At 35.1% G+C, this 21,065-nt stretch carries 22 protein-coding genes and 1 other annotated feature; of the genes, 19 read left to right on the forward strand and 3 right to left on the reverse strand.

Translation table 11 applies throughout. From position 1 onward, the window contains the following. Window positions 1-23: 23 nt before the first annotated feature. Both QNH69_RS03110 and QNH69_RS03115 read left to right on the forward strand, forming a co-directional pair. Complete coding sequence (locus QNH69_RS03110) at window positions 24-233, forward strand: helix-turn-helix transcriptional regulator (protein ID WP_282929151.1); 210 nt, start codon at window positions 24-26, stop codon at window positions 231-233. Beyond that, complete coding sequence (locus tag QNH69_RS03115; protein WP_282929152.1) at window positions 226-924, forward strand: DUF3169 family protein; 699 nt, start codon at window positions 226-228, stop codon at window positions 922-924. Before QNH69_RS03110 ends, QNH69_RS03115 begins: the two co-directional genes overlap by 8 nt. Window positions 925-989: 65 nt before the next feature. On the opposite strand, the gene brnQ is transcribed toward QNH69_RS03115, so the two are convergent. Together brnQ and QNH69_RS03125 are read right to left on the reverse strand one after the other, a co-directional pair. Next, window positions 990-2,333: a branched-chain amino acid transport system II carrier protein gene (brnQ, locus tag QNH69_RS03120; RefSeq protein ID WP_282929153.1), complete on the reverse strand. Its 1,344-nt coding sequence runs from the start codon at window positions 2,331-2,333 to the stop codon at window positions 990-992. Window positions 2,334-2,397: 64 nt separating this feature from the next. After that, window positions 2,398-2,625, reverse strand: a binding site (T-box leader). Between the two features lie 119 nt (window positions 2,626-2,744). After that, window positions 2,745-3,977 (reverse strand): aminopeptidase, encoded by a 1,233-nt coding sequence (locus QNH69_RS03125; protein ID WP_282929154.1) that lies wholly within the window; start codon window positions 3,975-3,977, stop codon window positions 2,745-2,747. Window positions 3,978-4,172: 195 nt separating this feature from the next. Between QNH69_RS03125 and pepF the strand changes: the two genes are divergently transcribed. The 14 genes from pepF (at window position 4,173) to QNH69_RS03195 (ending at window position 16,232) form a co-directional block, all read left to right on the forward strand. Further along, window positions 4,173-5,972: an oligoendopeptidase F gene (gene pepF, locus QNH69_RS03130; RefSeq protein ID WP_282929155.1), complete on the forward strand. Its 1,800-nt coding sequence runs from the start codon at window positions 4,173-4,175 to the stop codon at window positions 5,970-5,972. Window positions 5,973-6,004: 32 nt separating this feature from the next. Then, a complete protein-coding gene (locus tag QNH69_RS03135; protein WP_282929156.1) occupies window positions 6,005-6,670 on the forward strand; it encodes a formate/nitrite transporter family protein in 666 nt (221 codons plus the stop codon). A 217-nt stretch (window positions 6,671-6,887) separates the two neighbouring features. After that, window positions 6,888-8,369: a glutamate--tRNA ligase gene (gene gltX, locus QNH69_RS03140; protein WP_282929157.1), complete on the forward strand. Its 1,482-nt coding sequence runs from the start codon at window positions 6,888-6,890 to the stop codon at window positions 8,367-8,369. Window positions 8,370-8,371: 2 nt separating this feature from the next. Beyond that, the gene (gene cysS / locus QNH69_RS03145) at window positions 8,372-9,793 is read left to right on the forward strand and encodes a cysteine--tRNA ligase (RefSeq protein ID WP_282929158.1); all 1,422 of its coding nucleotides are present in this window, start codon (window positions 8,372-8,374) and stop codon (window positions 9,791-9,793) included. Next, entirely contained in the window at window positions 9,793-10,497 is a 705-nt protein-coding gene (rlmB, locus tag QNH69_RS03150; RefSeq protein ID WP_282929159.1) for a 23S rRNA (guanosine(2251)-2'-O)-methyltransferase RlmB, read from the forward strand. The genes cysS and rlmB overlap by 1 nt, the downstream gene beginning before the upstream one ends. After that, window positions 10,484-11,011: an NYN domain-containing protein gene (locus QNH69_RS03155; protein ID WP_044565162.1), complete on the forward strand. Its 528-nt coding sequence runs from the start codon at window positions 10,484-10,486 to the stop codon at window positions 11,009-11,011. Before rlmB ends, QNH69_RS03155 begins: the two co-directional genes overlap by 14 nt. A gap of 37 nt (window positions 11,012-11,048) precedes the next feature. After that, the gene (locus QNH69_RS03160; protein WP_282929160.1) at window positions 11,049-12,122 is read left to right on the forward strand and encodes a sigma-70 family RNA polymerase sigma factor; all 1,074 of its coding nucleotides are present in this window, start codon (window positions 11,049-11,051) and stop codon (window positions 12,120-12,122) included. A gap of 231 nt (window positions 12,123-12,353) precedes the next feature. Further along, window positions 12,354-12,731 (forward strand): GntR family transcriptional regulator, encoded by a 378-nt coding sequence (locus QNH69_RS03165; RefSeq protein ID WP_282929161.1) that lies wholly within the window; start codon window positions 12,354-12,356, stop codon window positions 12,729-12,731. Beyond that, window positions 12,724-13,590 carry an ABC transporter ATP-binding protein gene (locus QNH69_RS03170; RefSeq protein WP_282929162.1) on the forward strand — a complete coding sequence of 289 codons (867 nt, stop codon included), beginning with the start codon at window positions 12,724-12,726 and terminating at the stop codon, window positions 13,588-13,590. Before QNH69_RS03165 ends, QNH69_RS03170 begins: the two co-directional genes overlap by 8 nt. Then, the gene (locus QNH69_RS03175) at window positions 13,571-14,200 is read left to right on the forward strand and encodes an ABC-2 transporter permease (RefSeq protein WP_282929163.1); all 630 of its coding nucleotides are present in this window, start codon (window positions 13,571-13,573) and stop codon (window positions 14,198-14,200) included. The genes QNH69_RS03170 and QNH69_RS03175 overlap by 20 nt, the downstream gene beginning before the upstream one ends. 71 nt (window positions 14,201-14,271) lie before the next feature. Then, the gene (locus tag QNH69_RS03180) at window positions 14,272-14,499 is read left to right on the forward strand and encodes a type II toxin-antitoxin system RelB family antitoxin (RefSeq protein WP_282929164.1); all 228 of its coding nucleotides are present in this window, start codon (window positions 14,272-14,274) and stop codon (window positions 14,497-14,499) included. Next, window positions 14,492-14,755, forward strand: a complete 264-nt coding sequence (locus tag QNH69_RS03185) for a type II toxin-antitoxin system RelE/ParE family toxin (protein ID WP_282929165.1) — start codon at window positions 14,492-14,494, stop codon at window positions 14,753-14,755. The genes QNH69_RS03180 and QNH69_RS03185 overlap by 8 nt, the downstream gene beginning before the upstream one ends. Window positions 14,756-14,901: 146 nt before the next feature. After that, window positions 14,902-15,732, forward strand: a complete 831-nt coding sequence (locus QNH69_RS03190; RefSeq protein WP_282929166.1) for a nucleoside hydrolase — start codon at window positions 14,902-14,904, stop codon at window positions 15,730-15,732. After that, window positions 15,729-16,232: an FUSC family protein gene (locus tag QNH69_RS03195; protein ID WP_282929167.1), complete on the forward strand. Its 504-nt coding sequence runs from the start codon at window positions 15,729-15,731 to the stop codon at window positions 16,230-16,232. Before QNH69_RS03190 ends, QNH69_RS03195 begins: the two co-directional genes overlap by 4 nt. A gap of 163 nt (window positions 16,233-16,395) precedes the next feature. Here QNH69_RS03195 and QNH69_RS03200 read toward each other — a convergent pair whose 3' ends face one another. Beyond that, a complete protein-coding gene (locus QNH69_RS03200; RefSeq protein ID WP_282929168.1) occupies window positions 16,396-17,922 on the reverse strand; it encodes a chloride channel protein in 1,527 nt (508 codons plus the stop codon). A gap of 136 nt (window positions 17,923-18,058) precedes the next feature. Here QNH69_RS03200 and QNH69_RS03205 point away from each other — a divergent pair, with 136 nt between their 5' ends. The 3 genes from QNH69_RS03205 (at window position 18,059) to QNH69_RS03215 (ending at window position 21,025) form a co-directional block, all read left to right on the forward strand. Next, window positions 18,059-18,571: an aromatic acid exporter family protein gene (locus QNH69_RS03205; protein ID WP_282929169.1), complete on the forward strand. Its 513-nt coding sequence runs from the start codon at window positions 18,059-18,061 to the stop codon at window positions 18,569-18,571. Between the two features lie 80 nt (window positions 18,572-18,651). Beyond that, window positions 18,652-19,374, forward strand: coding sequence for an ABC transporter ATP-binding protein (locus tag QNH69_RS03210; RefSeq protein ID WP_282929170.1), 723 nt, complete (start codon window positions 18,652-18,654; stop codon window positions 19,372-19,374). Next, on the forward strand, window positions 19,367-21,025 hold the full coding sequence (locus QNH69_RS03215) for a hypothetical protein (protein ID WP_282929171.1): 1,659 nt from the start codon (window positions 19,367-19,369) through the stop codon (window positions 21,023-21,025). Before QNH69_RS03210 ends, QNH69_RS03215 begins: the two co-directional genes overlap by 8 nt. Window positions 21,026-21,065 lie beyond the last annotated feature (40 nt).

Here is a 21,065-nt window from a genome sequence, read left to right on the forward strand (position 1 = left end):
TTGTCAAAAATAAGGAGGATTGATTGAAATTAGTTAATAATCTTTCCAAATTGAGAAAGGAAAAAGGAATTAATCAAACAGATTTAGGAAGGATGGTTGGAGTATCAAGGCAAACCATAAGCCTTATAGAAAGAGGGGATTACAATCCTTCCGTTATGGTTGCTCTGAGTCTTGCTAAAGTTTTTGACGTGAGTGTTGAGGATATTTTTACTTTGGAGGAAGATGATGAATAAGAAAAAATTTGTTTTATTGTTAATAGCTGGACTTTTAGTGGGTGCATTTTCTGGAATGTTATTTGAAAATATAGGCCTAACAGAATTGGGAGAAAGTATTAAAATTTTCCTAATCAAGAATGTTTTTATTATAGTTATATCAGTTATGATAATTAGTATATTAATTTCATATGGATTTTATAGGAAATCTAAGATAGTTATAGAAAAAGGACTTGAGAGCGAAGATCCTATACCTACAAAGTATACTAATATAAGCTTGATGGTAAGAGATATAAGTATATTTATAATTTTTGGTCTCGGGTCTATGTGGGGCATGGCAATGGGTGTCTATTCTCCAGAATCTTGGATTAATCTAAGAGAAATGGTGATTCTCATAGGTTTTCTTATAGTTTACATAATACTTATATCAGTGATTTTTCAAAAAAATTATGAGCTTATCCAAAAGATAGAGCCAAATAGAAAAACAGATACTCTTGATTTTAAATTTAATAAAAAATTTATAGAAGAATCTGACGAGATGAAAAAAAGCGAGTATTACGAAAAAGGCTACAAGGGATACCAGGCTATAATACTAACAAATTTCATAATGCTAGTTATTTTAGCTGGTCTTTCTTATTATACAGACGTAGGAATCTTAGCTCCACTTCTTATAGCTATATCATCTATAATAGGAATAATTGCAAGCAAATAATTATTCCTTAGATTTTAAAGCCCCTTATTAACCATATGATAATGGAATAATAAGGGGTCTATTTTTTAGTATTCTTTTCCTACTTTGCGCGGTTCTCTTATGGTGGAAACTACCTTTACAACTAGAGTCGTAAGTACTAGAACAACCATTGTTGGTAGAAGCCATGATAGGCCCTCTTCGTATAGAGGTAGGGATTTTACTAGGTCTGTGAGAACTAATATATTTACCTTAAATGTTTTGTTTAAAACTTCTATTAGTGGTAGGACAACTGATACAAAAGCACTTGCTAGATAGGACTCTCTAGGGTAGTTTACATAATCGTGGCTTATGCCCATAACTATTAGAATTAGAGCCACTGGATATATTATTTGTAGGACTGGCACTGAGAATTCTAATAGTTTGTTTAAACCAAAGTTTGCCATTATAAATGAGAATAGAGTCCAGACAAAGACCCATCCCCTGTAGGATAGCTTGTGGTTAAATAATTTTTCGAAGTATTCTCCACCACTAGTTATGAGGCCGACACAAGTTGTAAGGCAGGCTAGGGAAAATATTGATGCTAGTAGGACTAGTCCGAAGTTACCAAGGACAAGTTTTACTGATTCGCTTAGGACTTGGGCTTCATTTTCAAGACCTGAAAATCTTGCTGATCCAATCATACCTATATTTGCAAGCATGGCATAGACCATAAATAATACTAGGCCTGCAAGAAGTCCCGCTTTTATCTGATATTTGCTAATTTCTTTTTCATCTGTCACGCCAAAGCGTCTGATAGCCATAGCTATTACAAAGCCAAAGTTTAAGGCAGCTACAGCATCCATAGTATCATAACCTGCCAAAAACCCTTTGGTAACAGGACCAGTTAAGTAATCTCCCGTTGGAGCAGCTATATTTTTATCCATACTAACAACTTTTATAAACATAATAGTTATAAGTGCTAGGAGAGTTGGTGTAAGGAATTTGCCAACTCTTCTAACAAGTTTATTTGGCTTTAGGCATATTGCCAAAGCTATGGCAAAAAATACTAAGGTATATAAAAATCTTGCAAAGCTTAGGCTCATAGTATCTGGAATATATGGAGCTATGGCCATTTCAAATGGAACTGATCCAGCCCTAGGTATACCTAGACCAGGACCTATGGATAAGTATATAGCAGTAGTAAATACAACTGAGAATGCTGGGCTAACTCTATTTGCAAGATTGGTTAAACCCTTAGTTTTGCCTACTACTATGGAACCTAGCACAGGAAATATTACAGCAGTAACGCAAAAGGCTAATAGTGAAATATAAGTAGCAGAACCTGCTTGATTTCCTAAAAGAGGTGGGAAAATTAAATTTCCAGCTCCAAAAAATAATCCAAACAGCATTATGCTTACTTGTAAAAACTGACTTGTCGATAATTTTTTCATAATATCCTCCAAAAATTTTTTAATACAATATTTATCCAATAAAAAACGCCCTATGTCTACATAGACAAAGGACGAAAAAATCCGCGTTACCACCTTAATTCTTATACAAAAATAAGCGCTCAAGCATCTAACAATGCCGGGTTTTGATAACGCCAACCATGGCGACACCTCTTACTAACTTCAGAAATGCAAAAGAAAAATGATTTTCGAACTTACTTCTAAGATTGGATCTCACCAAACTCCAACTCTCTGTGCTTATATATAAGCCTACTCTTTTTTTCGTAATTTTTATAAATAATTATTGTTGGATACATTATAAGGCTTTAAAATTTATTTGTCAAAAAAACTTTTTGATTTATAGCAATAAAAAGAACTCTCAAAATAAATACTTTGAGAGTTCTATAGCTTAAATTAAATTGCCCAGTTACCATCTACAAATATTGGGTATTCTTCCTCGTTTTTGTAGGCTGTGATTTTGAGGTCGCTTGTTCCTACCATGAAGTCTTCGTGGATTAGGGAGTCGTTGATTCCTCTTGCCTTTAGTTCGCTATCTTCAAGCTCTGCTCCACCTACTACACAAGTTGGATATGCCTTGCCTAGGGCGAAGTGGCAGGATGCGTTTTCGTCAAATAAGGTGTTGTAGAATAAAATGTTTGAGTTTGAGATTGGGCTATCGTATGGAACTAGGGCGATTTCACCTAGGTTTTTGCTACCCTCATCAGAATCTAACATTTTTGCTAGTGTATCCTTGCCTTCTTTTGCATCAAAGTCTACTACTTTTCCACCTTGGAAAGTAAATTCAAAGTCGTTGATTACGACACCGTTATAAACAAGTGGTTTTGATGCAACTAGTCTGCCATCTACTCCATCATATTGTGGAGCTGTGAAAACTTCTTCTGTTGGCATATTTGGTATGAATAGGTCACCCTTGGCATTTTTTGAGCCAGCGGACATCCAAATATGATCTTTTGGAAGTTTGACCCAAAGGTCTGTGCCATTTTTAGACTCATAGTGAACCTTGTCAAATTGGTGGTCGTTTAGGTATTTTGCCTTTTCTTCGAGTGTTTCAATGTGATTTGACCAGTTTTCTTTGGTTTCTTCCCAAGAATCCGTAACTCTTGATACGTCAAGAATTGTATCCCAAAGCTTATCATAAGCTTCATATTCGCTAAGGTCTGGGAATACTTTAGCTGCCCATTTTTTGGTTGGAACTGATATTACAAGCCAACTTACAATGTCGTTCATGGTGTATTTTACAAATTCTTTGGTAGCTTTAGAATTTTCACGAACTGCTTCAGAAATTTTTGCCTCATCAAGGCCCTTCAATAGATCTGGGTCTTCGGCATAGATTGAAATTCTATTTGATTTTTTGTCAGCTATTTGATATTTTAATTTTTCGATCTTCCAAGCAGGCACTTCATTTAGTGTTTCTTGGTCTTGGTTTTCATAAGTTAATCTTGTAATAGCATCATCTCTCCAATCAATAGAAACATTTCTTGCACCTTTTTCATAAGCAGCTTTTGTAATAAGTCTAGCAAGCTCTGGGTTTTCAACAGGAGAAGTGATTAATACATCTTCACCATCTTTAACATTAACACCAAACTCAACAGCAAGCTTGGCAAAATTTTCAATTCTTTTGTCCATAAATTCCTCTTTCCTTAATTAAAAGTTCTTTTATATAGATTGTATTTTAAAAAAATATTTTCACAAATTTTAATCAAGATGATTGCCTTAATAATTAGATTTATTTATTAAAGTTTTTTAGCATTAACTTCTAATCTCATTAGGGTAAAATAGATACTAATAAAGGTTTTTATAGAAATATGAAAGAAGGAATGTATGAAAAAAAGAAATGAAGTTGATGTTAAGGAAACTTGGGCTATTGAAGACCTTTTTGAAAGTGATGAGGTTTTTCTAGCTAGTATCGAAGAGCTCAAAAATATGGCAAATGATTTTGCTAAAAATCACAAGTCTTTTGAAAGTGCGGAAGATATCTATGATGCGTTAAATGAATATTCTAATATCCATGCCCTTGCTGATAGGCTTGGAACTTTTGCTGGAATTAGCATGGAAACTGATACTACTGATGCATCTATGGCAAAAAGATATGCAAATTTTGCTAATGAAATGAGTAAGGTTGATGCTTCTTTGAGCTTTTTTGGGTCAATGCTTGCCAAAACTGATAATAGTTTACTAGAAGAAACTAAGGAAAAATATCCAGAATACACATATTACTTGGATCAAATTATCAAAAACTCTAAGTACTTATTAAGTGATGAGACAGAAAAAGTTTTGGCAAATCTCATGCCAACCTTTGATGCTCCTTACAAAAACTACAATGATATGCGTTATGGGGATATGGACTTTGAAGATTTTGAATACGAGGGTGAGAAGATTATCCTAAATCACAATACTTTTGAGGAGTTCTTGGAATCTGATCCACGTGATGATTTGCGCCGTGATGCTTTCAAGAGATACCACGATGTTTTGAGAAAATATGAAAATGCAGATGCTTCTGTTTATATGACCCATGTAGAAAATGAAAAGAGAAATTCTGATATCCGTGGCTACGAAACAGTATTCCACTATCTTTTGAGTATGCAAGATGTGGATTTTGATATTTATGAAAATCATATAGACACTATTATGAAAGAACTTGCTCCTCATATGAGAAAATATGCGGGAATTATCAAGAAAGTTTATGGTCTTGACCAAATGACCTATGCTGATTTGAAACTAGATATTAATCCAGATTTTGAACCAGAAGTAACAATTGACCAAGCTCGTGATTACATTGTAGAAGGGCTTTCAAATCTTGGTGAAGAATACAGCAGTGTTTTAAACCGTGCCTTTGATGAAAGATGGATTGACTACGCACAAAATATCGGGAAGAGAACAGGTGCCTTTGCATCTGGACCTTATGGATCACATCCATTTATCATGACAACTTACAACAACAAGATGAGCCAAGTTATGACTCTTGCTCACGAATTGGGCCATGCTGGACAATTCTACTTTACAAATAAAAATCAAAATGCCATAAACTCTGATATGTCTATGTACTTTGTGGAATCACCATCTACTGCTAACGAAATCACTATGGAAAGATTTTTGTTAAACAAGGCAGAAGATGACAAAGAAAAACTTTGGGTTCTATCAACAATGATTTCTAAAACCTACTACCACAACTTTGTAACTCACTTTATAGAGGCTGCTTTCCAAAGGGAAGTTTATAGAAAAGTTGAAGCAGGCGAAAGTCTGACAGCAGCAGATTTGGACCAAATATTTAAGGAAAAACTGGAAGAATTCTGGGGCGATGCAGTTGTATTAACTGAAGGAGCTGAGCTAACATGGATGAGACAACCTCACTATTATATGGGCTTGTATCCTTACACATATTCTGCAGGACTTTCTGTAGGAACAGTTATCTCTGATAAAATAGTAAATGGTACAGAAGAAGATAGAGATAGATGGTTAGAGGTACTTAAAACTGGAGGTTCTATGGGACCAATCGAACTTGCAGCAAAAGCAGGAGTTGATATGACAAGTACCAAGCCAATCTCAGAAACTGTTGCCTTTATTGGATCAATCATAGATCAAATAGATGAACTTTGCGAAAAACTAGGCATGTATAAATAATAAATTTAACCTTAAGGAAATAGGTGAGGCTTATGGATAAGTTTGATGGGCAAAGTTCCCAAATGATTAAAAATCTCGTTTTGGGGATAATGGCTGGCATAATTGTTGGCTTTGGAGCAACGATTATGATTGTAGTTGACAATCAGTACTTAGGCGCTTTCCTATTTGCAGGTGCCTTATTTATCATTTTAAGTTTAAAATATAATTTATTTACTGGCATGGTTGGATATTTTTTCTACAAGGAAAAATCTTCATTTAGCAAACAATTGATTATAGTTTTGCTGGGTAACCTTATAGGGACATTTGTTATGGCCAATCTTATGCGCCTAACAAGGCTTGGGCCAATTCTTATTCCAAAGGCTCAAGCAATTTGTGCTACTAAGCTAGATGATGGATATTTATCAGTATTTTTGCTAGGCGTTTTTTGCAATATGTTTGTTACAAATGCCACTCACCAGTTTAAATACAATCCCTATCAAGTAGGCAAGTATTTGGCCATATTCATATCTATTATGACTTTTGCCCTATCAGGCTTTGAGCATAGTATTGCGGATAGTTTTTTTCTATTCTTATCAGGCATATATAGTAAAGAAGCTTTGATGTTCTTTGCTATAGTACTAGTAGGCAATATTATTGGTGGACTAATCATACCGACAGTCGCACTTTTCTATGATGAGGACTTCCGATTGCCAGGTTAAAAAATTAAATATAAAAAATTTATTGACAAAGTTGATTTTTGGAGTATACAATGTTATACTTAAATAAGCTAAGATGTGGAGGGAGTGTTATGCACTCCCTTTCATTATCTTTAAAGTTTCAAATATTTATTATCAAAAACGGCAAAATATATTATAATTAATAAAGAACAATGATAATAAAATAATAATAATTGAAGTTAGTAACAAAGGAGTAATGATGAGTGACGTTAGAGTAAGATTTGCCCCATCTCCAACCGGTTACCTACACATCGGTGGACTTAGGACAGCATTATTTAACTATCTATATGCAAGACATACTGATGGAACAATGATTTTAAGAATAGAAGATACTGATAGGACTAGATTTGTAGAAGGAGCTTTGGAAAACTTATTGAAAGCTTTGGCTTGGTCTGGTGTTGAGATTGATGAAGGGGTTGTCCTTGATGAAAATGGCAAAGTAACCGAAAAAGGTGAATACGGCCCATACATCCAATCTGATAGGGTAAAAGCTGGTATCTATGATAAATATATAGAAAAATTAATTGATGAAGACAAGGCTTACTATTGCTTCTGCTCACAAGAGAGGGTTGATGCAGTTCGTGACCAACAAAAGGCCGATGGTCTTACACCAAAATATGACGGTTTGTGCCGTTCTATACCAAAAGAAGAAGCTAAACAAAGAGTAGCAAATGGTGAAGAATATACAGTTAGATTAAAACTTCCACATGACCGTGAGATTTCATTTGAAGATAGGATCAAAGGAAAGATTACTTTTAATACAAATGATATGGACGACCAAGTTCTTATCAAACGAGATGGCTATCCAACCTACCACTTTGCGGTAGTTGTAGACGACCACTTGATGAAGATAACTCATGTAGTTCGTGGAGATGAGTGGATATCATCAACACCAAAACACGTTTACCTATACGAAGCTTTTGGCTGGGATGCACCTGAATATATCCACCTACCAACCGTACTAAATGAAAACCACAAAAAATATTCAAAACGTAACGGCGATGGAATGGTTGAAGACTTCATAGAAGAAGGCTACACAGCAGAAGGTTTGATCAACTTCCTAGCACTTTTAGGATGGTCACCAGATAGCGAAGAAGAAATCTTCTCTATGGAAGAACTAGCTAAACAATTCGACTTTGACAGAGTAAACAAAACTGGAGCAGTATTTGATAAGAGAAAACTAGACTGGGTAAATGGTCACTATGTTCGTGAAATGAGCGTAGAAGATTTGGCAAAAGAAATCAAACCATTCATGGTAAAAGCCGGCCTAATTAGCGAAGATTATTCTGATGAAAAGATGAACTTACTTGCAAGTACCTGGCAATCAGCAATTGATAAATTCTCAGATGCTCCAAGCTTATCAAAAAATTATTATATAGAAGATAGCGAAGTTAACTTTGACGAGGAAGCACGCGAAGTTCTAAAAGAAGAAGATTCAAAAAAATTAGTAGATGCTTTCTTAGCAAAACTTGCTGAAGTTGACGAATTAGACCAAGAATTTGCATCAACAATTATGAAAACCCTACAAAAAGAAACAGGCATCAAGGGCAAGAACTTGTGGTTCCCAATTAGGGCGGCCATCACAGGATCAGTTCACGGCCCAGACCTTACAAGTGTAATGCTAATAATGGGCAAGGAAAAAATTGCTAATAGATTAAATTATGTAAAGGAAAATTTATAGAAATGAAAATTCATAACACGCTCACGAGAAAGACAGAAGAATTTATACCAATAGAAGAAAACAAAGTAAGAATGTATGTCTGTGGGCCTACTGTTTATGACTATATGCATATTGGAAATGCAAGGCCTTTGGTAGTCTTTGACACCTTTAGAAGGTATTTAAAATACAGGGGTTACGATGTGACCTATGTAGTAAACTTCACAGATGTTGACGATAAGATTATCAACAAATCTATCGAAGAGGGTATCACAACAAAAGAAGTAACTGACAGATACATTAAGGCCTACATGGAAGATGCCCACGATTTAAATCTTGACGAAGAAGATACCATCCACCCAAGGGCAACAGAGGTGATGGATGATATCATAGAATTTGTAGCTGACCTAGTAGAAAAGGGTGCAGCCTACGAATCCGATGGAGATGTTTACTTTAGAGTGGAAAAGGCCAAAGACTACGGCAAACTTTCTGGCAAGAATGTAGAAGACTTGCTCCACGGTGCAAGCAACAGGCTTGAAGATACTGACACAAGCAAAAAAGAAAGCCCACTAGACTTTGCCCTTTGGAAGAAGACAAAAAAAGAAGGCGAAGTTGCCTGGGACTCTCCTTGGGGCAAGGGCCGTCCAGGTTGGCACATAGAATGCTCAACCATGAGCAAGAAAATCCTTGGAGAAACCATAGACATACATGCTGGAGGGGAAGATTTGGAATTCCCTCACCACGAAAATGAGATTGCTCAATCAGAAACATTAAACGAAAAGACCTTTGCCAACTATTGGATGCACAATGGCATGATCCAAGTAGATGGAACAAAGATGAGTAAGTCCTTGGGCAATTTCTTCACCCTCCACGATATCAAAAAAGAATATGACCTCATGGTAATCCGTTTTTGGCTTTTAACAACCAATTACCGTCAGCCAATCAACTTCACTCGCGAGATAATTGAAGGCGCATCAAAGTCCCTAGATAGGATAAACAATGCTGTATTTAGACTTGAAGACTTGCTAGCAAAGGCAAGTGGAGATGAGATTTTAGATGATGAAAAAGCTTTATTAGATGAGCTTAATGGCTTTGAAAACAAATTTATCGAAGTCATGGACAATGACCTAAACACAGCTGATGGCATTACAGTGATTTTTGATTTGGTAAAATTTGCTAATACAAAAATAAATGAAAGCAATACCAAGGCATTAATCAAGACAGTACTAGACAAATTCTTAGAACTTGAAGAAGTCTTGGGTATCAAAAATATCAAAAAATCCCACGAAGGCATTGATGAAGATAAGATTCTAGCCTTAATCGAAGAAAGAACAGCTGCCAAGAAAAACAAGGACTACGCAAGGGCTGATGCTATCCGCGATGAACTTGACCAAATGGGGGTTGCCATAAAAGATACGCGCGAAGGCGTCAAATGGGAGCTTAAGTAATGGATAAGATTTATGGCAGAAAGCCAGTTCTTGAAACTATTGATGCTGGCGTTGAAATAAAAAGAGCCTATATAATCGATCAAAAAACACCTATAGTAGGAAAAATCATAGACAAACTTACTAGAGCAAAGGTTGAAATCAAATTTGTAGACAAAAACTTTTTTAGAGATGTAGAAGGCAACCACCAAGGTGTGATGATTGAAGTTGACTCATTCAAATATGGATCCTTGGATGACGTAAAAGACTCAGAAAGACTTATATTGCTTGACAAAATAGAAGACCCACACAACCTTGGAGCCATCATCAGATCTGCCGAAAGCTTTGGCTTTGATGGAGTGATCATACCAGAACGCCGCTCAGCCAAGGTCAGCCCTACAGTATATAAGACAAGTGCTGGAGCTATAAATAATATTAAGATTGTTATGGTAAAAAACCTCAACCGTGCCATGGAAGAATTGAAGGACCAGGGTTTTTGGATATATGGTTTGGCAGGAGAGGCAGAAAGCTCTATTGACCAAACTGACCTAAAGGGAAAAGTTGCCCTTGTTGTTGGTAACGAGGGAGATGGCCTAAGCAGGATGGTAAGAGAGCACTGTGATATGCTAGTCAAAATCCCTATGCAAGGCTTGGTCAATAGCCTCAATGCATCAGTAGCAAGTGCAATCTCCATGTATGAGCTAGTAAGGCAAAATGGCTTTAACTAAGAAAAACATCACCATTATAGATGGATATAATGTGATAAATGCTTGGCCAGAACTAAAAGAACTAGCCAAGCAGAACTTGGCAGATGCAAGGCTTGCCCTTATAGAAGAATTGGCAGAATATATGTCTATGAGTGGGGAAGAAGTCATAATAGTCTTTGATGCCTACAATCTCGATAGACCCAAAGAGACAATCGAAGAAAAATATGGTATGGAAATTGTCTACACAAAAAGATTTCAAACGGCCGACACCTACATAGAAAAGCAAATTTTAAATATAGGTCGTAGGCACAATCTAAAGGTAGTCACAGATGATGGGCAGATACAAATACTAGCCACAAGTAAGGGCGCAAGCAGGATGACTTCAACTGAGCTAAAAGCTGATATTTTTAACAATCATTCAAAGATAAAACGAAAAAGAAAAGCAGATTTCAACCGCAATTTCAAGTCGTTCCCCCTATCAAATGAATTGATAGAAAAAATCGACCAAATGAAAAAGGATTTGGAATCTAATTAGCGATACAAGGTAAAATAAATTCACTAAAAGGTAAGATATGGATAAAATAAATTTAAAAGAAGAAGCGACACTTGAGAAAATTCGTTCATTCTTCAACTCCGAAGATATGAGTGAAGAGGAAATCTCAAGTGTCCTAGAAGAATTATCAGAAGAAGAAAAAGAAGAACTAGAAGAATATCTACTAGAAGAAGAGATCATCATAGAAGAAGAGGAAATCGACGAAGATAGCGAAATCGAAGATGAAATAATCGATGAAGTCGATGATGAAGAGGACGACGCCCCTATAAAAAGAGCAGAATCCACAGCTATAACCCCACTTTCTAGAAAAGATATGATGAAACTATCCGACATGACCAATGAAGAGATAGTAGAACAATTCCAAGCAGGCAACCAAAATGCCTTAGCAGCCCTAGTAGAAAAAAACCAAGGTCTTGTAAGAAGCCGTGCATCATACTTCTATAGATCTCACGGCAATGACCTAGACCTAGAAGACCTAGTCCAATCAGGTATGCTTGGTATGATAAGAGCAGCAGAGAAATTTGACCTAAGCCTAGGCTACAAATTTACAACCTATGCCTACAAATGGATAGACAAGGCAATCAGAAAGGCCATCAACAAAGAAGGCCACACCATAAGGATACCTGCTGGCAAATACTTGAAACTAAATAAACTAAAACAAATCCTAAAGGCAAATCCAGAAGCAAGCGATGACGAGATATATAAGATCTTGGAAAAAGAAGGTATAGACAAAAAACAAGCAGACGACCTATTCCTAATAAATAGAAACCAAGTAAACTCAACATCTCTAAACATCAACCTAGACAGCGAGGACTCCACAGGTGATGAGCTAATGGACATGGTAGGAGACGAATCAACTCCAGTTGACGTTCTGATCCTAGAACGTGACATGGAAAATTTCCTAATGAAAGCCCTAGACCAACTAACGGAAAGAGAAAAACAAATCATAATCTACCGTTACGGCCTAGACAACGAAAAACCAAAAACTCTAGAAGAAATAGGCACAATCTACGACCTATCAAGAGAGAGAATCAGACAAATAGAAAACCAAGCCTTAGGAAAATTAAAAGAGTTTTCTGACAGCGAAAACTAGAAGGGACTGTTGCAAAATAGATAAATCGTTCCTATATAATTCGAGCACCCTCCCAGAAAGTTTGGCCTCCCTAAGCCGGCGGGCTAAACCTCAAACTTTCTGGGAGTGCACTCCAATTATGGAACGATATATATCTATCAATTTGCAACAGCCCCTTTTTTGTGCATTGTTTTAAAATAAGCATTGACAGATTATAACTGTTAATATACACTATATACAGATGGAGGATATATGGATATAAAAATAAAGTACTCGAGTAAAGATCCGATATATTTACAAATCAAAAACCAAATAAGAGATGCTATTTTAAATGACCAGCTGGATATTAATGAACCCTTGCCTTCTATAAGATTTTTGGCAAAAGAGCTTAAGGTTAGTGTTATTACTACAAAAAGAGCCTATGACGAACTAGAAAAAGATGGACTAATTAACACCGTTCCAGGCAAGGGTTCTTTTATCAAAAGCCAAGATCCCAAGATCGTTAGGGAAAAAATTATGATTAAGATAGAAGAATATGTAAAAGAAATTAATGATTTAGCTAAGATTGCTGATATTTCAAAAGAGGAAATAGTATCCTTATTCGATATATTGGAGGACTATGATGGATGATATAATCAAGCTAAAAAATGTTGAAAAAGAATTTGTTGGATTTAAATTAGGACCATTAGACCTAAATATCAAAAAGGGAACTGTAACAGGTCTTATTGGAGAAAATGGAGCAGGGAAATCAACAACCTTAAAATTACTCTTGAATGCCCTAAAGAAAGATAGAGGAACAATTGAAGTATTTGGCAAAGATATAAATGATCTTAGTGAAGAAGAAAAATATAAAATTGGATTTGTCTACGATGATTTATATTTGCCCGATACTATGGATATTGGTGAAATAGAAACATTTCATGAAAAGCTTTATAGGGACTATTGGCAAGAAGATGTATTTTATGGTTTTGTGAATAGATTCGATTTGCCAGAGAGGCAAGCAATAAAATCTTTTTCTCGTGGTATGAAAATGAAATTATCTTTTGCTTTGGCCCTATCTCATAATGCTGAACTATTAATATTAGATGAGGCAACTAGTGGCCTTGATCCAGTTGCAAGAGATGATTTTTTGGATATTCTACTTGATTTTATCCAAGATGAGAATCACACAGTTTTAATATCTTCTCATATTTTGTCTGATTTAGAAAAAATAGCTGATTACATAGCCTTTATTCATAAGGGAGATTTATTATTTAATGAAGAAAAAGATAGACTAATAGATATTTATGGCTTAGTTTCATTAAATGATGACGAATATGAAAGTTTGGATAAAAATGCAATTATTGCAGTCAGGAAACACAAATTTGGCCGTGAATGTTTGGTGGTAAGAGACAAAATGCCAGATGGGATTGAACTAGAAAATCCTAGTATCGAAGACATTATGGTATATATGATAAAGGAGGCCTACAATGAAAGCCTTGATATATAAAGATATAATTGCATTTAAAAGATATTTTATTATTATAGGGATGTTTATATTATTATTAACATATTATCAATACAAGCAAGGTCAATTATTGATATCAACAGGTTTTTTTGCCCTAATACCAATAGCACTTTTAAATGGATTATTTGACGCAGATATAAAATCAAGCTCTGATAAATATATAGTAGGAATGGGGATAAATAAAAGAAAAATTGTTTTATCCAGATACATTATTATATGGATATTTACTGGATTAGCAATCTTAATTGGCATTATGGGAAGATTGATGGCAAACAAGCTTGATAAATTTTCAATTAGCCTTCTTATATCAATTATAATTTTATCATCAACTCTAATACCACTAATCCAACTCCCCCTAATGTATAAATTTGGAAGTCAAAAAGCTAGAACAGTTTTTATATTTATATATTTTTCTATCTTTATGATAGTGAATTATTTGTGGGAAAATGAAGAATTAGTAATTAGATTTCTACAAGAAAATTTATTAATTGGTAAAAATCATGTAGGCTTAGTAATTTTACTTATAGCTCTTGTTTTAAATGCCATATCTTTAATTGCTTCTATCAAAATTTATGAAAACAAGGAACTATAGTTCTATTAATACTTTGGTTGAAAAATCACGGCTTAGTAGTACAGTTGTATTACAAATATAGGGGGGATTTTATGGATACAGTTGTAAAATCAATTAGATTTACCAAAGAAGAAGAGAGAGCTATTAATGAATACGCTGATTTTGCCAATAGGAGTTTTTCTGATGTGGTGAAATCTGCCATCCTTGATAAGCTAGAAGATGAATACGACATAAAAGTTGGCGAAGAGGCTTACGAAGAATATTTAAAGAATCCAGTTTCTCACCCAATAGAAGAATTATTTGAGGAATTTGATGTGTAGTTTTGAAACAACTGATAGATTTAATAAACAATTAGGCAAAATTGATAAGTCAAATGCTAGGTTAATTCTAAAATATATTAAAAATAAGATAGGGAATGTAGAAAATCCTTGGATTTATGGAGAGACACCAGGGGAAGATACAGCTGGCATTGTGAGGTACAGGATTGGAGACTATAGACTTATTTGCAAGATAGAAGATGGCAAGCTTCTAATTCTAGCTTTAAGCCTAGGCCACAGGAGAGAAATTTATAGATAAATATGAGATATTTGTTTTTGTATGTAAATAAATATAAAAATCTATGAATTAAGAATTTATACTTTTTATCGATCACAGGGCAGCTAAGCTGTCCTTTTTATGGTAAAAATGCCTTATCTTAGTATAGTAGAAAAAAGTGAGGTATTATGGATTACGAAAAACCATTTTTATATATAGATACAAATTTTGCTCCAGATGAGGCCTTGATGACTTATATGGCTACAAAGTCTTATGATTTTGAGCTTGTGGCTTTGTCTACTGGATCTGGGATGATGAATACAAAACTTGCTGCTGAAAATATTGTCGGCCTTATGGCTGATGATGGCCTATATTTATCGGTGGCTGCTGGTGAGGATTTTTCTCCTTACCATCATTTGGATAAGGAAATTTTTACTACAAGAAAAGACTACATAGAAAATATGCCTGCCTATGAAAATATAATTGATAAGGCCAGTGATTGTGGCAAACTTGATATCATTGCTACAGCAGGTCTTACAAATATTGCCAAGGCCATAGAGGAAGCCCCTGAGATAGAGGATTATATATCCCATATTTTTATCCTTGGTGGGGAATGTGATGGCGAAGTTTCAGAAACTTTTATAGAAGACCCAGCATCTGTTGATAAGATTTTAAATTCTAGTATTGACTTATTTTTATTACCCATAGAAATAGCTAATCAGTTTAGTCTTTCTGATGGTATGATAGAAAAATTGTCAGGTCAAGATAAGAATCTGGATATAATCTTAGATGAGTTTAAGAAAGATAATTATAGACTCCTTAAAGCCAATCTTTTGATGTATTTGATGCTTATGCCTGAGGCCTTTATCTTTGAGGAGTCAGGTTTTGGAATTCATGTTGACGATTCTGAGGGAGAGATGGGAAGTCTTTATAGGACTGATACAAGGAAGAAAAACTATAGGGTCACTAGGGTAAATGAGGATACTTTCTACGACTTTCTCATGGGGAGCCTAAAGTGAAATTTAAGAAACCTGGCCTTAGAATAGTTAAGACCTTCATAGCTGTCACTCTTGCTATGCTGATTTCATCTTTTAGACCAGGAGAGGGCTTGCCTTTTTATAGTGCTATTGCTGCCATAATTTGCCTAAAATCTGACGTGGAAGGATCCCGCGAGATTGGTATAAATAGGGTGATTGGCACCATGCTTGGTGGTTTGTGTGGTTTGCTATATCTTTTGATAGTGCCTGCAAATTATCTGCCAAGGGCATTGGAACTTATTTTGATTAGTTTACTAGCATCAATCATTATTTGGGTAATGGCTATGGCTGGCAAACCTAAGGCTATTTCCATCATGGCCATAGTATTTTTGTCAATTACTATAAACCACGGCAACGAGGGCAACTTGCCATTTCTATTTGCCTTTAATAGGACCTTTGACACTATGGTTGGAGTAATTATGGCCATTGTGGTAAATTGGTCAGATTTTGAGATAAGGGAAAATTATAATAAGAATCATTAATAAAATAAAGGGGCTGTTGCAAAATAGATAAATCGTTCCTAAATCATTCGAGCACCCTCCCGAAAAGTTTGGCCTCCACGAGCCGGCGGGCTAAATCTCAAACTTTTCGGTAGTGCACTCTAATGATGGAACGATAAATATCTATTAATTTGCAACACCTTTTTTATTCATATTTTAAAAATTTGTCTATATCTAGGGCATCTGTGGCATCTTCAAGGACTGTCAATTTGTCAGCTGATTGTATATAATCATCGGCATTTGGAACAAACTCCTGGCCATCTCTTTCTATAGATAAGACGATGACGTGTTTTGGAAAGTCGATTTCCCTTAGTCTTTTACCAACAACTTCAAGATTTTCTGTCATAGTGTATTCAAAAATAGAATAATTGCCAAGTTCTCTTTCGACTGGACTTAGTAAATTCTTGTCCTTTAATTGTCTTTCTAGAAGTGTGTCATAGATTGGAGCCACTTTGAAGGCTTCTGCTATGTAGTATGAGACTATCACAACTATTGAAAGGGCTATGAGATGTTCAAAGGTCTTTGTCATCTCTGATACTAAGATTATTGAAAGTATAGGGCTTCTTACAACAGATGCAAGTATGCCACTCATTCCTAATATGAGGAAATTTATATAAAACTGATCTATAGGTACAGCATTTCTTAGCATAGAAAATATCAAAGATCCACAACAGCCGCCTATGACAAGGACTGGCAAGAAAATACCACCTTGGACCCCAGATCCGTAGCAAAAAGTTGTATAGAAAAGCTTAGCTAATAAGATCATCAGTATATAAACAACAGAAAATTTGTTCAAGGACATTTCTTCCAAAAGTCCGTGTCCTCCACCAGTAGCCTTAAAAAATGTAAAGCCAATAAGGATTGTAACAGCCATAAGTAGACCATATTTTGATATTGGTGAGCTTAATTTCTTGAACATATCTTGGAATTTTACAATCAAAGTATTGTAAAAAACTCCAATAATTCCTGTGAGGATTCCTATAAGTATTGCAACCCAGATTAATTTCATTGGCAAAGACTCGGCTACTGCAAAGGAGAAGGCAGTCTCTGGTCCCATCAAGACAAAGGATATGAAATTTGCTGTAATTGATGCAATTAGGGCTGGCAAAAGAACATATTTGGAATAAGACTTGTGCAGCTCCTCAATGGCAAATATACAACCTGCTAAAGGAGCGTTGAAAGCTGCAGCAAGGCCAGCGGCAGCTCCTGCAGTGATTAAATATTTTATTTCATCAGGTTCTCTTTTAAGAAACTTGCCAACAAGCTTGGCACTTGCTCCACCTATCTGGATAGATGGACCTTCACGACCGAGGGAAAATCCCATGAGATTGCCCAGGCCTCCACCTATGATTTTTGAAGCAATAGTAGGAACTTCTTCCATTTGGAATTTGCCAAGTATTTCTGCTCGGATTTGGGGAATACCACTTCCTCCAGAAAGAGGCGCCCATTTTAAGAGCTTATAAATTGTATAAGAAGATATAATTGCAATCGCTAATAATATTAGTATAGATTTTATGTTAGAATCAGCATACAAATAGCCCCTGTAGATATCCATCTTTGAAATAATGAACCTATAGAGGACTGAAAATAAGCCTGCGAATATACCGACTATTATCGAATCGACCAATATTCTAAATATTAGTTTCCTTTTGTCATCAAAATGATTTTTCATTTTCACCGTCCTTAAATTTACTAGATAAATTTATTATACTGGAATATGCCCCTATTACTTAATAATTATTCTATTTTAAATAAATCACCTATATGATACAATCTATTTCAAATACAAATATCTTTTGGAGTAATAAATGAAATTAAAAAAACCTGGACTTAGAATTATTAAAACTTTGATAGCCTTAAACCTTGCCCTATTGATATCTTACTTTAGGCCTGGGGAAAGTTTGCCACTTTCTAGTGCCATAGCTGCTATAATTTGCCTGCAACAAGATGCCCAAGAAACCAAAGAAGTTGGTATAAATAGAGCCCTTGGAACAGTAATAGGTGGTATATGTGGTTTATTATACTTGTTGATAGTGCCACCACTTTTTTTCCCCAAAGCCATTGAGTTATCAGTAATATGTATCATCACTTCTATTATAATTTGGATTATGTCTATGCTTGATAAGCCAAAGGCCATAGTGATGACAGCCATAGTATTTCTATCAATCACTGTAAACCATGTCGATTCAGTTGACTTGCCCTATAGCTATGCCTTTAACACAACATTGGATACAATGATAGGAGTTTTACTTGCGTTTTTGATAAATAGTCATGACTCTAATCATGAAAAGAGTGAAGAAAAAGCTGAAGTTACTGATTAAATCTTGTATTTTTAAAACTATATAATTCATATTTTAAATATATTTATCCCTATGATAGAATTTAGCTAAAGGAGGCGAAGATGATTGAAGTAAAAAATTTTACAAAAGCTTATTCCAACGGCAAAATTGCTGTTGATGACATATCTTTTGATGTAAGAAATGGTGAAATATTTGGTTTTCTAGGACCAAATGGAGCAGGTAAATCTACTACTATAAAGTCTATTGTTGGTATCAATTCCATCACTAGTGGAAGTATCACCATGGGCGGGCTCACTATGGATGAGGACCCAATATCCTATAAGAAGCAATTCTCATACGTACCTGACAACCCAGAACTATTTGAAAACTATTCTGGTTATGAGTACATAAATTTTTTGGCTGATATATACGGAATAGACGAGCAAACGCGAAAGGCACGACTTGATTATTATTTGGAATTTTTTGATATAAGGATGGCCATGGGAGACCAAATAGAAACATATTCTCACGGTATGGCCCAAAGACTTGCCCTTATAGGGGCTCTTATCAATGACCCAGATCTACTAATTCTTGATGAACCTATGGTAGGTCTTGATGCCAAAAGCGCCTACAATTTGAAAAATATCCTAAGGCAAAGGGCCAAAGATTGCAAATCTATTTTCTTTTCAACCCACGTTATGAGCGTGGCCCAAGAACTTTGCGACAGGATTGCCATCATTAATAAGGGCAAAATCATAGCCTTGGGAACTTTTGACGAGATCAAAAACCAATCAAGCCACAAGGAAAACCTAGAAGCAGTATTCTTGGAGCTTACTGATGAATAATATAAAAACTATAGCAAGATATGCCTTCTGGGAATCATTCTTTCCTTTTTTTAAAAACAAAAAAATTGCAAATTTGCCCAAAAACCATTTTTTAAGGGTGATAACCCTATTGTTTGGATATGCATTCATGGCATATTTTGCCTATATGATTATGTTTGTTGTAGGCAAGATATTTCTTCCTAATCCTGATGGGGATGCCATGTATTTTACTTATTTTGGCATAATGGTAAGCCTAACTATTTTGGTTTTTCACATGCCACAAATCATATCCAATATATTTTCTGACAAAAAAATAAGTATTTATAAGACCCTACCCTTAAAGCCAGGCGAGCTTTTTATTGGCAAGGTTTTGGGTGATGTGCTTTCATTTGTAGATTATTTGTTATTTTTACTAATAACTTTTATTATTTATTTTATCAATAGAGGCTTTTCCGTAAAGATATTGGTATTTGCCTTGGTAAATTTCTTTAGCCTGATTTTTACGACCTATGGGCTGTTGACATTTTTGATTTTAATCCTCATGAGATTTACCAATGTTGGAGAGCATAGCAAACTTGTAAAGACTATTGGTTATGTAATACTTTTTGCTATATTGGGAGTATTTTATGCCTACCCTATGTTAAATGACAATGGATCTTCTGCAAGAGAAACTGGACAAGCTATATCTATGGCTATTGAACAAATAGAGGGTATTTCAAATGTGTTTTTCACATCCAAACTTTTTGGCAAGGCTGTAGGTGGAAATCTTTTTAATAATATAATCTATACTTTGGTATTTCTAGCCTCATCAGCCTTGATAGGCTATGGACTTTATAAATTTGCAGACAAAAATTATTACCATAGCCTTGGCAAAGAGTCTTCTAAAAACCATAAAAATAAGGGAGAAGAAAATCTTTCTAAGGTTAATCTTAAGGCGCATTCCCAAGTTTCTGCAATATTTAAAAGAGATATAAAAACCCTATTTTCCAATGTGGTTTTCCTAGCTTCAACCATACCTATGTTTATTATTTTTGGAACTCTGGGTGCAAAAACTGGTTCACAAATAAGAAAAGATGTTAGCAACTTTTCTTTTGCTGCACCTGAAATAAGATTTTGGATTTTCCTCATAGGATTTTTGTTAGCTCTAATGATTTGGTCAAACTCTGGCTTTGCCAACACTGCCCTATCCCGTGAACACAAGAGCTTCTATCTATTCCAAAGTCTTCCTATAGACTACAAAAAACACTTTAAGGCAAGGTTACTTGCAGCTAGCTTGATAAGTCTTGCCTTTAACCTAATTCTTACCATACTATTTATCCTCACTGTCAGATTTGGGATATTTAATGGAATTCTTCTCTTTGTGGGGATGGGTCTGGGTTCAATACTAGCAAATAGCTTTGCTTTATACACTGGGAGCAAAAATATAAAGACAAATTGGACTAAACCTGAAGAAATCACCAAGGGAGGGGTCAAGGAGCTTCTTTACTACTTTTTATCAATGATATTTATAGGATTAATCGTCCTTTTAAATGTATTATTGAGTAAATTTTTTGCCAGTACTCCTTATATTGGCTGGATAATAATAAGCATCATACTAGTGGCAATAAGCGTTCTGACTATAAGGCTTGCCTTATCCTCATACAAGAAAGGTTTCTATGATATAAACGATTAAAAAATAAAATAAGTGGGTAATTTACTAAGGAAAGGATTTT

This window comes from Anaerococcus sp. Marseille-Q7828 (genome assembly GCF_949769285.1).
Taxonomy (GTDB): Bacteria; Bacillota; Clostridia; order Tissierellales; family Peptoniphilaceae; genus Anaerococcus.

Coding starts and splice junctions, on each gene's coding strand:
- QNH69_RS03115 (WP_282929152.1), top strand. CDS start 226: ATGAATAAGAAAAAATTTGTTTTATTGTTAATAGCTGGACTTTTAGTG.
- brnQ (WP_282929153.1), bottom strand. CDS start 2,333: ATGAAAAAATTATCGACAAGTCAGTTTTTACAAGTAAGCATAATGCTG.
- QNH69_RS03125 (WP_282929154.1), bottom strand. CDS start 3,977: ATGGACAAAAGAATTGAAAATTTTGCCAAGCTTGCTGTTGAGTTTGGT.
- pepF (WP_282929155.1), top strand. CDS start 4,173: ATGAAAAAAAGAAATGAAGTTGATGTTAAGGAAACTTGGGCTATTGAA.
- QNH69_RS03135 (WP_282929156.1), top strand. CDS start 6,005: ATGGATAAGTTTGATGGGCAAAGTTCCCAAATGATTAAAAATCTCGTT.
- gltX (WP_282929157.1), top strand. CDS start 6,888: ATGAGTGACGTTAGAGTAAGATTTGCCCCATCTCCAACCGGTTACCTA.
- cysS (WP_282929158.1), top strand. CDS start 8,372: ATGAAAATTCATAACACGCTCACGAGAAAGACAGAAGAATTTATACCA.
- rlmB (WP_282929159.1), top strand. CDS start 9,793: ATGGATAAGATTTATGGCAGAAAGCCAGTTCTTGAAACTATTGATGCT.
- QNH69_RS03155 (WP_044565162.1), top strand. CDS start 10,484: ATGGCTTTAACTAAGAAAAACATCACCATTATAGATGGATATAATGTG.
- QNH69_RS03160 (WP_282929160.1), top strand. CDS start 11,049: ATGGATAAAATAAATTTAAAAGAAGAAGCGACACTTGAGAAAATTCGT.
- QNH69_RS03165 (WP_282929161.1), top strand. CDS start 12,354: ATGGATATAAAAATAAAGTACTCGAGTAAAGATCCGATATATTTACAA.
- QNH69_RS03170 (WP_282929162.1), top strand. CDS start 12,724: ATGGATGATATAATCAAGCTAAAAAATGTTGAAAAAGAATTTGTTGGA.
- QNH69_RS03175 (WP_282929163.1), top strand. CDS start 13,571: ATGAAAGCCTTGATATATAAAGATATAATTGCATTTAAAAGATATTTT.
- QNH69_RS03180 (WP_282929164.1), top strand. CDS start 14,272: ATGGATACAGTTGTAAAATCAATTAGATTTACCAAAGAAGAAGAGAGA.
- QNH69_RS03185 (WP_282929165.1), top strand. CDS start 14,492: ATGTGTAGTTTTGAAACAACTGATAGATTTAATAAACAATTAGGCAAA.
- QNH69_RS03190 (WP_282929166.1), top strand. CDS start 14,902: ATGGATTACGAAAAACCATTTTTATATATAGATACAAATTTTGCTCCA.
- QNH69_RS03200 (WP_282929168.1), bottom strand. CDS start 17,922: ATGAAAAATCATTTTGATGACAAAAGGAAACTAATATTTAGAATATTG.
- QNH69_RS03205 (WP_282929169.1), top strand. CDS start 18,059: ATGAAATTAAAAAAACCTGGACTTAGAATTATTAAAACTTTGATAGCC.
- QNH69_RS03210 (WP_282929170.1), top strand. CDS start 18,652: ATGATTGAAGTAAAAAATTTTACAAAAGCTTATTCCAACGGCAAAATT.
- QNH69_RS03215 (WP_282929171.1), top strand. CDS start 19,367: ATGAATAATATAAAAACTATAGCAAGATATGCCTTCTGGGAATCATTC.